Below are 15,747 nucleotides of genomic sequence, written 5' to 3'. Positions count from 1 at the left end.
CGAGCAACGGTTACTCTAGCAATAGAGTGGTCGCCAGAGTGATAAAATCTATAGTATCCCTCACCCGGTGCACCAGGCAGCGTCTTCGGAAAAAATGTTGCCTCATTCACTCCCCAAAAAACACCATCCCCTTATAGGGTTTCTCCCGGCAGGACGCCAGACGCCTGGCGAGATCGCCAACGTGCAACTCCAGCTTGTGACCGTCTGGATCGAGGAAGTAGTGCGATGCCCCTTCGCTTTTATTCACCTTCCATACCGCCACGCCAGCAACCTCGAGGCGGGCGGCAAAGCGGGCAAAATCCTCTTCCGCTATGCTAAACGCATAATGTGTGTAGTCGCTTTCCTCCGGCGGGGGAACGCGCCGTTGCGGATCCAGCGACAGACACAGCCAGAGATCGCCGCAGGAGAGATACGCACCGGTATCCCACGTCGCGTGCAATCTCATACCCAGAAGCTGCTGATAAAACATAATGGCTGGTGCCAGTTGGCTGACTGCCAGGGTCAGATGATTCAATCCGCTTAACATGGCTTATCCTCTAATGACATCACGATTTGCTGACGTAGCCACCGATGCGCCGGGTCACGGTGCCAGCGTTCATGCCACAGCATCAGCATATCAAATCCCGCCACCGCCAGCGGCGGTTCGACCACCGTCAGGCCGCCAGCGCCACGGACCAGCCGTTCCGGCAGCACCGCCACCAGCTCGCTATTGCGCAGGGTTTCCAGCATAAACAGAAAATGTGGCACAGAAAGCACAACCCGGCGGGTTAGCCCCAGGTTGGCCAGTGCGCTATCAGTCGCGGCGCTGAATCCTCCGCCTTCCGGCGAGACAATCACCTGTTCCAGCTGGCAGAACTGTTCCAGGCTTAACGCAGATTGCAGAGCCCAATGCCCCACTCTGCCCGCCAGCACGTAGCGCTCACGAAACAACAAACGCTGATGTAGTCCCGGCGGCGCGCCATCGTGAGTATGAAAAAACAGATCCACTTCATCTCGCTCCGCCTGCTGTATCAGCCGGGAAGGTTGCAGCCTGTATACCGCCAGACGACTGAGCGGGGAAGCAATTCGCAGCGCATTAATCACCGGTAGCAAAATTGCCGATGCCATATAGTCCGTCGCCGCCACTCGCCAGGTCTGCACCGCTGTCTGCGGATCAAACCCCTGAGCTGGCGTCACTGCCAGCTCCAGCGCCAGTAGCGCATCGCGCAGAGGACCGCGTAGTTCATCGGCGCGAGCGGTGGGCTGCATACCCCGCGGCCCAGGCAGCAGCAGAGGATCGGCAAATATTTCACGCAACCTTGCCAGTTGCACGCTAACCGACGGCTGCGACAAATTAAGGCGCTGCGCCGCACGGGTCACATTATTTTCACTGAGCAGGACATCAAGAGTGCGGAGCAGATTAAGATCCAGACGCTGGAGATTAGACATAACTATACCTGTTATTAAAGTAATTCATTTTTACTATAACGCCAGCCACTCTACTCTGCAGTTCTCCATTGCTCAGAGGTGCTCTCAATGAATGTGTTACTGGTTTATGCCCATCCTGAACCGCGTTCCCTTAACGGCGCGTTGAAAGATTTTGCCGTGCAGCGTCTGCACAATGCCGGTCACGAAGTTCAGGTTTCCGATCTTTACGCCATGCGCTGGAAGGCCGGATTTGATGCCGATGACAGCAGCGCCCCGCCGGTGGGGGCGTGCTGGCGAGCGACGCTGGATTCGCAATACGCCTTCGCTCATGGTACACAACGCGAGGATATCGTTCGCGAACAAGAGAAGCTACTGTGGGCCGATACGGTGATTTTTCAGTTTCCGCTGTGGTGGTTTTCTATGCCCGCTATCATGAAAGGCTGGATTGACCGGGTCTACGCTTACGGGTTTGCCTACGGCGTCGGCGAGCACAACGAAAAACACTGGGGCGATCGCTACGGTGAAGGGACGTTCGCGGGCAAACGGGCGATGCTGATCGTTACCGCTGGAGGGTGGGCGGAGCACTACTCGTCTCGGGGGATTAACGGCTCTATCGACGACATCCTGTTCCCTATTCAGCACGGAATCCTGTTCTATCCTGGCTTCGACGTACTGCCACCGCTGGTATTTTACCGTACAAATAAAATAGACGATTCACGCTTCGCCACATTGTGCGAGGAACTGGCCCGACGGCTGGATACGTTATCCGAAACCGCTCCGATTCCCTTCCGCCGCCAGAATCAGGGCGACTATCTGATCCCGTCGTTAACGCTGCGCCCGGAACTGGCGCCGGGAGAAAGCGGCCTTAGCATTCATCTCAGCCACAAGTGATCTTTCTGCAAGTTGCAGGACAAAACGATTAACCGTTTGCACAACGCTTGTGCTGGCCTCAAAAAGGCAAGGCTCAGGGATGAGCCGGGTCACCGTAGCCGAGGGCGACCCGAATTATTTTTTGAACATATACACTAAATAATACATACAACCGCAATCAAAGAAATAAAAAACCATAACGAACCAACCAGATAATCAAAGCTGCTAGAAACACGATGAATGTCAAAGTTTGTCACTGTGCTTATCGATAAATAACATTTTGTGATTTCAATCGCGGTTATTTTTTCCTTTTTCCCTATTTTGATTACACCCTTTAACCAACAAGAGGACGATGTAATGATACCTAAATCGATTTATCGTCTCATCGCCCAGGGTGGCCTGGACGACTGGTATAATTTGGATCACCGCATCACCAACGACTTCCCTCGTTAATTCTCCGCTGCTGCTTACTCTCTGAAAAATTAATTTATTACTGCGTTTAGTCGTTATTTGTCGCGCCTGTTATTTGTCGCCAGATAACTAAACGCGGCACAGCATTCCCATGGAGAAAATAAATGAAACGTATCCCTGAACCGTTCCGCATTAAAATGGTTGAAAACATTCGTATGACCACCTTTGACGATCGCGTGAAAGCCCTGGAAGAAGCGGGCTACAATCCGTTTTTGCTTAATAGTCAGGATGTTTATATTGACCTGTTAACCGACTCTGGTACCGGCGCCATGAGCGACCACCAGTGGGCCGGGCTGATGATGGGCGACGAAGCTTATGCCGGGTCGCGCAACTATCAGCACCTGTGTGAAAAGGTCAAAGAGATCATCGGCTATCCATACACCATTCCAACCCATCAGGGACGCGGCGCGGAGCAGATCCTGTTCCCGAGCCTGATTGCCCGCCGCAAGTCGGCGCATCCGGTATTTATTTCTAACTTCCACTTCGATACCACCGCCGCTCACGTCGAACTCAACGGTGCAAAAGCCATTAACGTGGTGACGCCGAAAGCCTTCGACACCACCTCCTGGTATGACTGGAAAGGCAATTTTGACATCGATTTGCTGAAAACGACCATCGCCGAGCAGGGTGCGGAAAACGTGGTGGCAATCATTACGACCGTCACCTGCAATAGCTCAGGCGGCCAGCCAGTATCGCTGGCCAATATGCGCGAGGTGTATCAGATCGCTCGTCAGAATAATATTCCGGTGGTGATCGACTCAGCCCGTTTCTGCGAAAACGCCTGGTTTATTAAACAACGTGAAGAGGGCTATGCCGATAAGTCGGTGAAAGAGATTATTCTGGAGATGTACCAGTACGGCGATATGCTGACCATGTCCGCCAAGAAGGACCCGATGGTCAATATTGGCGGGTTGTGCTGCTTCCGCGATGACGTAGCGTTATTCAACGAAGTGCGCATTCGCTGCGTGCCGATGGAAGGCTTTGTCACTTACGGCGGACTGGCGGGACGTGATATGGAAGCAATGGCTATCGGCCTGGAAGAAGGGACCAACGAGGACTATCTCGCTTATCGTATTAACCAGGTGGAATACCTTGGCGAACGCCTGCGTGAAAGCGGCATTCCGATTCAGTATCCGACCGGCGGCCATGCGGTGTTCGTCGATGCCAAACTACTGCTACCACATATCCCGCCAGAGCAGTTCCCGGCCCACGCCTTAAACAACGAACTCTACCTGGAGGCCGGAATTCGCAGCGTGGAAATTGGTTCCCTGCTGCTGGGGCGCGACCCGGAAACCGGCAAGCAGAAGTCGTCGCCAATGGAGCTATTACGTCTGACCATTCCGCGCCGCGTCTACACTAACGATCATATGGACTATATCGCTGACGCGCTGCTCGCCGTTAAGGCCCGTGCCGCAACGATTAAGGGCTTGACCTTCACCTATGAACCACCGGTACTGCGCCACTTCGTCGCCAGACTGAAGCCGGTGAAATAACCTCCCCATAGCGCTCCCGCAACGGGAGCGCCTTTAATCACAAGTCAGTACCAATACCCTCAATCACTCGGGTTGCGTCCGGGTAGCTGTTTGCGCAGCCTGTTATTTAATAAATATAGCCGCATGAGGAATACACCTTATGGCTACATTATCGGTTACAAAAAATACGCCATCGCTCATTGGCGGAGCGATGATCATTGGCGGTACAATTATTGGCGCGGGTATGTTCTCTTTACCAGTGGTGATGTCCGGAGCCTGGTTTTTTTGGTCGCTGCTGGCGCTCATATTAACCTGGTTTTGTATGCTTCACTCCGGATTAATGATCCTGGAAGCGAATCTGAATTATCATATTGGCGCCAGCTTCGACACAATTACCAAAGATTTACTGGGAAACGGTTGGAATATTATTAATGGTGCGACCGTCGCTTTTGTATTATATATTTTGACCTACGCCTATATTTCCGCCAGCGGTTCAGTTATTCAGCATACTTTCGCGCAAATAAATCTCGCTGTACCAGCGCGCTTAGGCGGCCTGGGGTTCGCGCTGGTGGTCGCCTTTATTGTCTGGCTCAGTACCAGAGCGGTATGCCGGATGACCACCATCGTTCTGGGTGCCAAAATTATAACCTTCTTTATGACCTTTGGCGGCCTGATGTGGCATGTTGAACCCGCCATTCTGTTCAACCGCTCGGAAGCCAATGCGACGTATCTGCCTTATGTTCTAATGACGCTGCCGTTCTGCCTGGCATCATTTGGCTATCACGGCAACGTCCCCAGCCTGATGAAATACTACGGTAAAGACCCGCTCATCATTCGCCGCTGCCTGCTGTTCGGTACGCTGATGGCACTGGTGCTGTATATTATCTGGCTGGTGGGCACTATGGGCAATATTCCGCGCCCGGCGTTTATCGATATCGCCGCGAAAGGCGGCAATATCGATGTACTGGTGCAAACCTTAAGCGGTCTGCTGAACAGTTCGACGCTGGATTTACTCCTGACCGTTTTTTCCAACTTCGCCGTCGCCAGTTCGTTCCTTGGCGTGACTCTCGGCCTGTTTGATTATCTGGCGGATCTGTTTAAGTTTAACGATAGTCGACTGGGACGTTTTAAAACCGCGCTGGTCACCTTTCTGCCGCCAATCGTCGGCGGACTGCTGTGGCCAAACGGTTTTATCTATGCCATCGGCTTCGCTGGTCTTGCCGCCACCGTCTGGGCAGCTATCGTACCTGCTCTGCTGGCGCGTGCCTCACGTCGGCGTTTCGGCAGCCCAAACTATCGGGTATGGGGCGGTAATGCCATGATTCTGCTGATCTTATGCTTCGGCGGCGTCAACGCGCTAATTCATATTTTATCCAGCGTTAACCTGATGCCGGTTTATCGCTAAGTGAAAAACTGCTTTTACTGCCCTCACTTTTCGTGGCAGGATAACCGTTATGAACAGAAACGTTGTCGTTGCCTACTCGCGTCGTTGGTGGCTGCCTGTATAACAGGCGGCATGATTACGTTTCCTCTATTCAAAGCCGCCGGAAGGCGGCTTTGCTGTTTCTGAGTGGCGCCTTTCGGCCTGATTACACCGTAAGGAGTGACTCATGACCACCACACAAACTATTCTTACCGGCGATCGTCCCACCGGCCAACTGCACCTCGGCCATTACGTCGGCTCCCTGCGCCAGCGCGTACAGCTTCAGCATGACCATCAACAATTTATCCTGATTGCGGACCTGCAAGGGCTCACCGATAACGGTAATAACCCACAAAAAGTCAGCAGCAATATTCTTGAAGTGATGGCTGATTATCTGGCCGTCGGCATCGACCCGCAGAAAACCACCATCTGCCTGCAATCGGCCCTGCCGGCACTGGCCGAACTCAGCGCGCTGTACATGAATATCGTCACCGTCTCCCGCGTCGAGCGTAATCCCACGGTTAAAAATGAAATCGCCCAGAAGGGCTTTTCCCGTTCGCTGCCGGTCGGATTTTTAGCCTACCCCATTAGTCAGGCCGCCGATATCACCGCCTTCAAAGCCGAGCTGGTGCCTGTGGGCGACGATCAACTGCCAATGATTGAACAGACCAACGAGATCGTGCACAAAATGAATAGCCTGACGACAACACCGATATTGCGGCACTGTAAAGCCCTCCTCAGCGAAGTCAGCCGTCTGCCCGGCATCGACGGCAATGCCAAGATGTCGAAATCGCTGGGAAATACGCTCACGCTTTCGGCCAGCGAAGAGGAGATTCATCGTACGGTCAGCGCCATGTATACCGATCCCAATCATCTCCGGGTCGCCGATCCCGGCCAGACAAAAGGTAACGTTGTCTTCACGTATCTCGACGCCTTTCATCCTGATAAGGCATTGGTTGCAGACATGAAAGCGCACTATCAGCGTGGAGGGCTGGGGGACCGACAATGCAAAAATGAACTCGAGTCCTGTCTTCAGGCATTGCTGGCGCCGATGCGTGAACGTCGGGCAACCTGTATTCAGGATAAAGGTATGCTACTGGAACTGCTGCGCCAGGGAAGCAAGCGGGCGCATCAGTTAACGCAGCAGACGCTGTATGAAGTGAAACGCGGCCTTGGATTACCGGTGCTGTTCTGAACGCCCCGGGCGCAGGCGAAAACCGGGATTAATGACCGCTGTCGCCTTCGTGCAATTTCACGCAGTTGCGCCCATTGCGCTTGGCAACATACAATGCGCTGTCGGCGTCGCGCAGCAGCAGATTGTAATCCGGATGACCGGTGTGGGCGGCGTAGCCAATGCTGACGGTAAGCGAAACCTCGCTCTCCGCACCAACGTCAAACGCCAGTTGGCTAATTTTCTGGCGCAGACGATCGAGAATCGTAAAAGCTTCCGCCGCACCGGTCTCCACCAGCACCAGCAGAAACTCTTCGCCACCGTAGCGGAAGATATAGTCGCTGGAGCGGATATTATCGCTGATGAGCTCCGCGACGAGCTTGATCGCACGGTCGCCTACCATATGGCCCCAGTGATCATTGATCTCTTTGAAATGGTCAATATCAATAATGGCCACCGTCATCGGCAACTCATAATTCATCGCCAGGGCGACTTCATGCTTGAGAACCACCGGCAGATAACGGCGGTTCAACAGGCTGGTCAGCGCATCTTTGCCACCTTGCATCTGCGTTAAACTGCTAAAGAGAACAGCGAGCTGGCTGCCAATCTGCTGACAATGGATATGGATACCCTGTAACAGACTTTGGGTATTTTTATAGTCTGAGCCTTCCACCGAGGCTTTCCAGGCGGATAACAGAGTATCCACCTTGTTAATTAAGTCAGCGATTTCTTGCATTTGCGGATTTTTATTAAAATAACGCACGCATTTATGGCGGAACCACAAACCAAACTCCGAATCAGACAATAACGTACTGTTAATATCCGTTTTATTATCGCTGACAATATTAAAAATAGCGGTATTTTCCCATCCGGAGAGTGAAGCCTGCTGTTTTCCGTATTCCAGCGGCACGTTATCCATCAGACTATACAGGCGGTAAGCCTCTTCATTTTTTGTCGCCCGAGAGTGCGATAAAGTATAAGCATGACACATCATCTCTATCGCCATACTAATCGCCATGCTGGCGTAGTGGATGGCGGCGATGCTGGTTTCACGGTCAATGGCGCTATCGCGGATAGTTTCAATCAATCCGGCCTTCAACTGACGCGCGCCGCGCAGTACGGCCTCTGCCGGGATCCCGATGCGCGAATGAATGCTGCCGATCAGGTACTGCCGTTCCGCCAGCGCCTGCAGGCCCGCTTTCTCACATGTCAGGAGGTCTTTCACCCACCCGGCCAGCGAGCTACTGAGCCGCTCCTGGACTAAATCATAGGTGAGATACCGTGCGATATCCGGATCCTGGAAAATAAAGTCATAAAAACGGGTCGCTAACGCTTCCGCCTGCTGCCCCGCAATATTTTTAAGTACCGACTTCACTTCCGGCGTCAGGCTGTCGTACAACGGCAACCACTCCTTAAAAATAAGGGCAATATATTTTTGACTTTCATCTTTCATTGAATACAGCACTCGCCAGGCGTTAGTGTATTTTCAGGGCCGGAGATCATACAACAGTTCACCCAGGGTAACCAGATTAAAAATGCGCCAGCCAGCCACCAATAATATCCTCTGGTTATTAGCCATGAAGGCATTGCTTATCGATACGAAGATAAAATGAACTGACGCCCGGAGCCGTAATCTCAATAAATATCATGGGGAATATTGGCTCCCGGTTTCTTCTGCTGTTTTTCTGTTAACCTTGCAACAAGTCCATGCTTTGCATATGGACATATTTATTGCGGGTGCTAGTCTTGCCTTGACGGTAGAAAAAATATGCGTGTTTCATTTAAGGCGAGGATTGCTGATGATGACCACATTAATCGCACCTCCTTCTGACCGGTTAGCAGTTCCTCAGCCCCCCTGCGCCGACTGGCCCTTCCCCTCATTCCTCACTTCTCTGAAGAGACAGTACTTCACTATGCGAAGAAGAAACACGCGCCACTCAGCAAATGGAACAAAGCGAGTCGTGTATGGACAAAATCAAACGACGTTGGGTTGGATTCACTACGGCTTTACTGATGGTGATAGCCGCCGCGGCATGGTGGATGCTACGCCCGCCAGGGGTGCCGGCAGGTTTTGCCAGCAGCAATGGCAGAATTGAGGCGACCGAAGTCGACATCGCCACAAAAACCGCCGGACGTATCGCCACGATTCGGGTTAATGAGGGACAGTTTGTCCGCCAGGGCGAAGTCCTGGCCCGGATGGATATCCGGGTACTCAACGAACAGCGCCTGGAAGCCTCCGCACAAATTAAGGAAGCGGAAAGCGCAATCGCCGCTGCCAAAGCGCTGCTCGACCAGCGCCAAAGCGAAATGCGCGCCGCCGAAGCAGTGGTGAAGCAACGCCAGGCCGAATTAAATTCCGCCGCCAAACGCCACGCTCGCTCCAGCACGCTATCGCAACGCGGCGCAGTCTCCGCTCAACAGCTTGACGACGATCGGGCGACAGCGGAAAGCGCCAGGGCAGCGCTGGAATCAGCAAAAGCGCAAGTGTCAGCGGCCAGAGCGGCTATCGAGGCGGCGCGAACCAACATTATTCAGGCCAAAACCCGGGTCGAAGCAGCTCAGGCCACCGAACGTCGAATCATCGCCGATATTGACGATAGCGAACTTAAAGCACCGCGCGATGGCCGTATTCAGTATCGCGTTGCTGAGCCGGGAGAAGTGCTGGCAGCAGGTGGTCGGGTGCTAAATATGGTCGACTTGTCCGATGTCTATATGACCTTCTTCCTGCCCACTGAACAGGCAGGTCTGTTGGCGCTGGGCAGCGAAGCGCGGATTATCCTTGATGCCGCACCGAATCTGGTCATTCCGGCCAATATCAGTTTTGTCGCCAGCGTAGCGCAATTTACCCCAAAAACGGTAGAAACCCGCGACGAGAGGCTGAAGCTGATGTTTCGCGTCAAAGCCCGCATTCCGCCTGAATTACTTGTACAGCATCTTGAGTATGTGAAAACGGGCCTGCCCGGCATGGCCTGGGTAAGGCTGGATAACCAGCAGACGTGGCCCGAAGCATTGACGGTGAGGGTGCCGCGATGAAAACGGTCGCCAGCCTGGAAAATGTGAGTCAGCACTTTGGCGCCACCGTCGCCCTAAAGGACATTACGCTGAATATTCCCGCCCGCGGTATGGTGGGGCTGATCGGGCCTGATGGCGTGGGTAAATCCAGCCTGCTATCGCTGATTTCCGGTGCGCGAGTGATTGAGCATGGTAGCGTCATGGTTCTCGGCGGTGACATGCACGATGCGCGTCACCGTCTGAATGTGTGTCCCAAAATCGCCTGGATGCCTCAGGGACTGGGGAAGAATCTCTATCACTCCTTGTCGGTATACGAAAACATTGAGTTCTTTGCCCGCTTATTCGGTCATGACAAGGCCGAACGCGAAAGCCGGATCCATGCGTTGCTGCACAGCACGGGGCTGACGCCGTTTCGCGACCGTCCGGCAGGGAAACTCTCCGGAGGGATGAAGCAAAAGCTTGGTCTCTGCTGCGCGCTTATTCACGATCCGCAGTTGTTGATCCTTGATGAACCCACTACCGGGGTCGATCCCCTCTCCCGGGCACAATTCTGGGATTTGATCGACAGCATTCGCCAGCGTCAGCCGGAAATGAGCGTACTGGTCGCCACCGCCTATATGGAAGAGGCGGAACGTTTTGACTGGCTGGTCGCGATGAATGCGGGAGAGATACTGGCGACCGGCAGCGCCGAAGAATTAAAAGCCCAAACGGAGAGCCGGACGCTGGAGCAGGCCTTTATTGCTCTGTTGCCGGAGACGCAGCGCCGGGCGCATAAAGAGGTGCTCATTCCGCCGCGCAACGCCGGGGAGAATGACATTGCAATTGAAGCTCGCGATCTGACGATGCGCTTCGGTAATTTTATCGCCGTTGATCATGTTAACTTTCGCATCGCCCGTGGCGAAATTTTCGGTTTCCTCGGTTCTAACGGCTGCGGTAAATCCACGACCATGAAAATGCTGACCGGGCTGCTACCGGCCAGCGAAGGCGAAGCGTGGCTGTTTGGCCAGCCAGTGGATCCTAAGGACATCGAAACCCGTCGTCGTGTCGGCTATATGTCGCAATCCTTTTCCCTCTATAGCGAGCTGACCGTCCGGCAAAACCTCGAACTGCATGCTCGCCTGTTCCATATTCCGGATATCGAGATCCCCGATCGGGTTGCTGAGATGAGCCGGCGCTTTATGCTGGAAGACGTTGTGGATACTCTGCCCGCCTCACTGCCATTGGGGATTCGTCAACGATTATCACTGGCGGTAGCGGTGATTCACCGCCCGGAAATGTTAATTCTTGATGAACCGACCTCCGGCGTCGATCCCGTTGCCCGGGATATGTTCTGGCAACTGATGGTCGATTTAGCCCGTCAGGATCGGGTGACGATTTTTATCTCCACCCACTTTATGAACGAAGCGGAACGCTGCGATCGCATTTCGCTTATGCATGCCGGGAAGGTGTTAGCCAGTAATACGCCGCAGGCACTGGTCGAACAGCGTGGAACGGATAGCCTCGAAGCAGCGTTTATCGCCTGGCTACGGGAGGCAGCAGACGCCGCCCGGCCACCAGAGGTTGAGCGCGCACAGGGTCCTGTTAATGCACTTAAAAACGAAATGCCGCAACCGCGTCAGGCATTTAGCTTGTCCCGCCTGTTTAGCTACAGTCGCCGCGAGGCGCTTGAGTTACGCCGCGATCCGGTACGATCGATCCTGGCATTGCTCGGCACTGTGATCCTGATGTTTATTATGGGTTATGGGATCAGTATGGACGTTGAAGATCTGCGATTCGCGGTTCTCGACCGTGACCAGACCATCAGTAGCCAACGCTGGTCGCAAAATATCACCGGCTCACGCTACTTTATTGAACAAGCGCCGTTGCAAAGTTATAGCGAACTGGACAGACGAATGCGCGACGGCGAACTGGCGGTGGCTATCGAGATTCCGCCCAATTTCGGCCGCAATATCGCCCGGGGTACGCCGGTGCAAATTGGCGTGTGGGTGGATGGTGCGATGCCAAACCGGGCGGAAACAATACGCGGCTACGTGCAGGCAATGCATCTGGCCTGGCTACAGGAAATGGCTGCTCGTCAGTCGAGCCCCAAGCGCGATACTTCTCTGATTTCCATCGAAACCCGTTACCGCTATAACCCGGATGTGAAGAGTCTTCCAGCCATTGTCCCGGCGGTTATTCCACTGCTATTGATGATGATCCCGGCGATGCTCAGCGCGCTTAGCGTCGTTCGCGAAAAAGAGCTTGGCTCAATAATTAATTTATACGTGACGCCAACCACCCGTAGCGAATTTCTGCTGGGTAAACAGATGCCGTATATCGTTCTGGGGATGTTCAACTTCTTTCTGCTTTGTGGGCTGTCGGTATTTGTCTTTGGCGTGCCGCATAAAGGGAGCTTTTTGACTCTCATGCTGGCCGCGCTGCTCTATATCACTATTGCTACCGGGCTCGGCCTGCTGATCTCAACCTTTATGAAAAGCCAGATTGCGGCGATTTTTGGCACCGCGATCATCACGCTTATCCCGGCGACGCAGTTTTCAGGAATGATCGATCCCGTCGCCTCCCTGGAAGGGCCAGGCCGCTGGATTGGTCAAATTTATCCAACCAGCCACTTTCTGACGATTGTGCGGGGGACGTTTTCGAAGGCGCTGAATCTGACAGATCTATGGATGTCCTTTATACCTCTGCTCATTGCTGTTCCTCTGGTGCTTGGCCTGAGCGTATGGCTGCTGAAAAAACAGGAGGGATGATGCGCGGATTACGCAATATTTATAATCTGGGCGTGAAAGAGCTACGCAGTCTGCTAGGCGATAAAGCAATGCTGACATTAATCGTATTCGCTTTTACCGTCTCGGTATACTCCTCCGCCACCGTGATGCCCGGATCGTTGCATTTAGCCCCTATCGCCATCGCTGATATGGATAAATCCCAGCTCTCATCGCGTATTATTAACGGCTTTTATCGGCCCTGGTTTTTACCGCCTGAACTCATTACCGCTGATGAAATGGACGCGGGCCTGGATGCCGGGCGCTACACTTTCGCCATTAATATTCCGCCCGAATTTCAGCACGATGTGCTGGCCGGACGCCAGCCAGAGCTACAGGTTAACGTTGACGCTACGCGAATGAGTCAGGCGTTTACCGGTAATAGCTATATTCAGAATATCGTCACTGGTGAGGTAAATAGCTTTGTCGCTCGCTATCGGGATAACAGCTCGCTGCCGGTTGAGCTGAACGTCAGGATGCGTTTTAATCCGAACCTTGAACAAGAACGTTTCGGTGCGGTAATGGCGATTATCAACAATATCACCATGCTGGCGATTGTTCTTACCGGTTCGGCGCTGATACGCGAGCGTGAACACGGCACCGTGGAACATCTGTTGGTTATGCCGGTCACGCCGTTTGAGATTATGCTGGCGAAAATATGGTCAATGGGGCTGGTCGTGCTGGTGGTTTCCGGTCTATCCCTGATATTGATGGTTCAGGGGGTTCTTCAAGTGCCGATTGAAGGTTCCGTACCGCTGTTTATGCTGGGGGTGGCCCTGAGTCTGTTTGCCACCACCTCGATTGGCATTTTTATGGGGACGGTGGCGCGTTCAATGCCGCAACTGGGTTTGTTGATGATTCTGGTCCTTTTACCGTTGCAGATGCTCTCAGGGGGATCAACGCCGCGGGAAAGTATGCCGCAGGCGGTGCAGGACATCATGCTCACCATGCCGACAACCCATTTTGTCAGCCTCGCGCAAGCGATTCTGTATCGGAGTGCGGATTTCGCAATAGTCTGGCCGCAGTTTCTGACGCTTCTGGCTATTGGTAGTGTGTTTTTTACGATTGCGCTACTGCGCTTTCGTAAGACCATCGGTGCAATGGCATGAGCCAGTACCGTTATTGCAATATCAGGTAGTGGTATCTGCGTTATTTATTACGGTTCATAAAGCGGCGCAGCAGCCAGGTGAACCCCATTGCCATGCTGAATAAGATAAACAACAGTAGCACCCAACTGACTGAGATTCGCAGCAACGTATTTAGCGTCATAAAGGGCTGAAGATACACGGTAAATGAGTGATCTACAGGCTTTCCCAGCAGAGTCATAACGCCATCCGTCAGCCATACCAGCACCCGGCAGACCAGCCAGATAATCGCAGGCCAGCAGAGCAAAACCAGAAAGGTGAAACGCTCCTGAATATAAATTATCAGTTGGCGCAGAGGAGGACAGTTGATCAAAATTTTCATTTATATTCTATATTCTCATATTGCCAGCCGGTGACATACATCAGTCGTCAAAAGACGTTATCGGATTCACCGCCATACAGGTGATGCTTCCTATGTTTTATCAGATTTGAATTAACCTGAATCCGATCGAGTTAACAAAGTGTTAAGGACACTAAGACATTTGTCTGAAAAAGTCCAGCCATTACGCCATTGTTCTACATTAAGCGAGGGTATTGTCGCCATTTGTTAATATAATTATATTATCGTAACTAAATAATTATACTTAAAATAAGCCACACCGTATTCACATTCAACATTAAGACTTTTCCCTATATATTCATTCACTATCAGAACTAAAAAATAATAACACCATAAGGTAACCCATTGTATTTTATATATTAAATTAATATTATTATTTAGTTTCAAGCAATCATGTTGTTCTTAAAAACCATGTCTGAGAATAGCTTTTGCCTTGCATCGCCACAGCATTGGCTCTTTTAGTTACCGCCCGAAGTGAATGATATAAATTATTTTTATCAAAATCATACCCATGATTACCGTATAACTCATGAAGTTGCCTGTTACTGATAGCAGTACAACAGGTAGGCGTTGTTCTATCAGTCACAATCCGTTAGTTTTACTCCAGAAGCTAAAGTAAGATCTCAACCAGTGGCAACCCTTTCATTAATTTGCCACCTTTTAATCGAGCTGCCAGTGGTAAAGTTTCCTCTCCTCAGCATTCAGACAACAGAATATGAAGGTATCTGAAAGCAAAAATGTTGTGGCATATTGAAAATATGGGGCAACAACACTTAGTCAGCCAGATCTGACCGCATCCCTAACCATTTTTTATTATCCTTAACGAAAAAAGCCCATTCGTCAGGATGGGCTTAGACGACAAAAAGCAAAAGGCCCAGTCTTTCGACTGAGCCCTTTGCTTTATTTGATGCCTGGCAGTTCCCTACTCTCGCATGGGGAGACCCCACACTACCATCGGCGCTACGGCGTTTCACTTCTGAGTTCGGCATGGGGTCAGGTGGGACCACCGCGCTACGGCCGCCAAGCAAATTCTTGATGCTCTGTACGCAATACTTTATCGCATCCGCTGCGTTGGCTGCGCTTGTAAAGTCAGTCACATACTCTTGTATGCTCCTTCCTTTCCTGCGCTTGCCGCCTTGCCGCTGCGCAAACTATTGCGTACTACAATCCGGTATCAATGCTGAATATTGTCTCTCAAATCGCCAAAACATCTTCGGCGTTGTAAGGTTAAGCCTCACGGTTCATTAGTACCGGTTAGCTCAACGCATCGCTGCGCTTACACACCCGGCCTATCAACGTCGTCGTCTTCAACGTTCCTTCAGGACTCTCAAGGAGTCAGGGAGAACTCATCTCGGGGCAAGTTTCGTGCTTAGATGCTTTCAGCACTTATCTCTTCCGCATTTAGCTACCGGGCAGTGCCATTGGCATGACAACCCGAACACCAGTGATGCGTCCACTCCGGTCCTCTCGTACTAGGAGCAGCCCCCCTCAGTTCTCCAGCGCCCACGGCAGATAGGGACCGAACTGTCTCACGACGTTCTAAACCCAGCTCGCGTACCACTTTAAATGGCGAACAGCCATACCCTTGGGACCTACTTCAGCCCCAGGATGTGATGAGCCGACATCGAGGTGCCAAACACCGCCGTCGATATGAACTCTTGGGCGGTATCAGCC

At 52.4% G+C, this 15,747-nt stretch carries 12 protein-coding genes and 2 rRNA genes; 8 read left to right on the top strand and 6 right to left on the bottom strand.

The genetic code is table 11. The features are described 5' to 3' along the window. Window positions 1-106 precede the first annotated feature (106 nt). Both FE839_RS16115 and FE839_RS16110 read right to left on the bottom strand, forming a co-directional pair. The gene (locus tag FE839_RS16115; RefSeq protein WP_138361798.1) at window positions 107-526 is read right to left on the bottom strand and encodes a FosA family fosfomycin resistance glutathione transferase; all 420 of its coding nucleotides are present in this window, start codon (window positions 524-526) and stop codon (window positions 107-109) included. After that, on the bottom strand, window positions 520-1,428 hold the full coding sequence (locus tag FE839_RS16110) for a LysR family transcriptional regulator (RefSeq protein ID WP_138361797.1): 909 nt from the start codon (window positions 1,426-1,428) through the stop codon (window positions 520-522). Before FE839_RS16110 ends, FE839_RS16115 begins: the two co-directional genes overlap by 7 nt. An 87-nt stretch (window positions 1,429-1,515) precedes the next feature. On the opposite strand from FE839_RS16110, the gene FE839_RS16105 reads away from it, so the two are divergent. The 5 genes from FE839_RS16105 (at window position 1,516) to trpS (ending at window position 6,838) form a co-directional block, all read left to right on the top strand. Beyond that, on the top strand, window positions 1,516-2,298 hold the full coding sequence (locus tag FE839_RS16105) for an NAD(P)H-dependent oxidoreductase (RefSeq protein WP_138361796.1): 783 nt from the start codon (window positions 1,516-1,518) through the stop codon (window positions 2,296-2,298). 336 nt (window positions 2,299-2,634) lie between these two features. Then, window positions 2,635-2,730 carry a tryptophanase leader peptide gene (gene tnaC / locus FE839_RS16100; RefSeq protein WP_138361795.1) on the top strand — a complete coding sequence of 32 codons (96 nt, stop codon included), beginning with the start codon at window positions 2,635-2,637 and terminating at the stop codon, window positions 2,728-2,730. Between the two features lie 122 nt (window positions 2,731-2,852). Next, entirely contained in the window at window positions 2,853-4,241 is a 1,389-nt protein-coding gene (gene tnaA, locus FE839_RS16095; protein WP_138361794.1) for a tryptophanase, read from the top strand. Window positions 4,242-4,380: 139 nt separating this feature from the next. Continuing rightward, a complete protein-coding gene (gene mtr / locus FE839_RS16090; RefSeq protein ID WP_138361793.1) occupies window positions 4,381-5,625 on the top strand; it encodes a tryptophan permease in 1,245 nt (414 codons plus the stop codon). Between the two features lie 205 nt (window positions 5,626-5,830). Further along, window positions 5,831-6,838, top strand: coding sequence for a tryptophan--tRNA ligase (gene trpS / locus FE839_RS16085; RefSeq protein WP_138361792.1), 1,008 nt, complete (start codon window positions 5,831-5,833; stop codon window positions 6,836-6,838). Between the two features lie 28 nt (window positions 6,839-6,866). Here the strand turns inward: trpS and FE839_RS16080 are convergent, their stop codons facing one another. Further along, a complete protein-coding gene (locus tag FE839_RS16080) occupies window positions 6,867-8,267 on the bottom strand; it encodes a diguanylate cyclase (RefSeq protein WP_138361791.1) in 1,401 nt (466 codons plus the stop codon). A gap of 512 nt (window positions 8,268-8,779) precedes the next feature. Between FE839_RS16080 and FE839_RS16075 the strand changes: the two genes are divergently transcribed. The 3 genes from FE839_RS16075 to FE839_RS16065 are packed head-to-tail and all read left to right on the top strand — an operon-like array spanning window position 8,780 to window position 13,697. Continuing rightward, a complete protein-coding gene (locus FE839_RS16075; protein WP_138361790.1) occupies window positions 8,780-9,847 on the top strand; it encodes an HlyD family secretion protein in 1,068 nt (355 codons plus the stop codon). After that, window positions 9,844-12,573 (top strand): ribosome-associated ATPase/putative transporter RbbA, encoded by a 2,730-nt coding sequence (gene rbbA, locus FE839_RS16070; RefSeq protein ID WP_138361789.1) that lies wholly within the window; start codon window positions 9,844-9,846, stop codon window positions 12,571-12,573. Before FE839_RS16075 ends, rbbA begins: the two co-directional genes overlap by 4 nt. Next, a complete protein-coding gene (locus FE839_RS16065; protein ID WP_138362048.1) occupies window positions 12,573-13,697 on the top strand; it encodes an ABC transporter permease in 1,125 nt (374 codons plus the stop codon). The genes rbbA and FE839_RS16065 overlap by 1 nt, the downstream gene beginning before the upstream one ends. A gap of 40 nt (window positions 13,698-13,737) precedes the next feature. Here the strand turns inward: FE839_RS16065 and FE839_RS16060 are convergent, their stop codons facing one another. The 3 genes from FE839_RS16060 to FE839_RS16050 all read right to left on the bottom strand — a co-directional run. Continuing rightward, complete coding sequence (locus FE839_RS16060; protein ID WP_138361788.1) at window positions 13,738-14,055, bottom strand: hypothetical protein; 318 nt, start codon at window positions 14,053-14,055, stop codon at window positions 13,738-13,740. A 927-nt stretch (window positions 14,056-14,982) separates the two neighbouring features. After that, window positions 14,983-15,098: ribosomal RNA gene (gene rrf / locus FE839_RS16055) — 5S ribosomal RNA — on the bottom strand. Window positions 15,099-15,296: 198 nt separating this feature from the next. Continuing rightward, a 23S ribosomal RNA gene (locus tag FE839_RS16050) occupies window positions 15,297-15,747 on the bottom strand; the annotation flags it as partial.

This window comes from Klebsiella indica (assembly GCF_005860775.1).
GTDB classification, from domain to species: domain Bacteria; phylum Pseudomonadota; class Gammaproteobacteria; order Enterobacterales; family Enterobacteriaceae; genus Klebsiella; species Klebsiella indica.
This window is presented reverse-complemented; position numbering and strand designations above follow the sequence as displayed.

Excerpts from the sequence above, each read along its gene's own strand:
- FE839_RS16115 (WP_138361798.1), bottom strand. The coding sequence starts at position 526 with ATGTTAAGCGGATTGAATCATCTGACCCTGGCAGTCAGCCAACTGGCA.
- FE839_RS16110 (WP_138361797.1), bottom strand. The coding sequence starts at position 1,428 with ATGTCTAATCTCCAGCGTCTGGATCTTAATCTGCTCCGCACTCTTGAT.
- FE839_RS16105 (WP_138361796.1), top strand. The coding sequence starts at position 1,516 with ATGAATGTGTTACTGGTTTATGCCCATCCTGAACCGCGTTCCCTTAAC.
- tnaC (WP_138361795.1), top strand. The coding sequence starts at position 2,635 with ATGATACCTAAATCGATTTATCGTCTCATCGCCCAGGGTGGCCTGGAC.
- tnaA (WP_138361794.1), top strand. The coding sequence starts at position 2,853 with ATGAAACGTATCCCTGAACCGTTCCGCATTAAAATGGTTGAAAACATT.
- mtr (WP_138361793.1), top strand. The coding sequence starts at position 4,381 with ATGGCTACATTATCGGTTACAAAAAATACGCCATCGCTCATTGGCGGA.
- trpS (WP_138361792.1), top strand. The coding sequence starts at position 5,831 with ATGACCACCACACAAACTATTCTTACCGGCGATCGTCCCACCGGCCAA.
- FE839_RS16080 (WP_138361791.1), bottom strand. The coding sequence starts at position 8,267 with ATGAAAGATGAAAGTCAAAAATATATTGCCCTTATTTTTAAGGAGTGG.
- FE839_RS16075 (WP_138361790.1), top strand. The coding sequence starts at position 8,780 with ATGGACAAAATCAAACGACGTTGGGTTGGATTCACTACGGCTTTACTG.
- rbbA (WP_138361789.1), top strand. The coding sequence starts at position 9,844 with ATGAAAACGGTCGCCAGCCTGGAAAATGTGAGTCAGCACTTTGGCGCC.
- FE839_RS16065 (WP_138362048.1), top strand. The coding sequence starts at position 12,573 with ATGCGCGGATTACGCAATATTTATAATCTGGGCGTGAAAGAGCTACGC.
- FE839_RS16060 (WP_138361788.1), bottom strand. The coding sequence starts at position 14,055 with ATGAAAATTTTGATCAACTGTCCTCCTCTGCGCCAACTGATAATTTAT.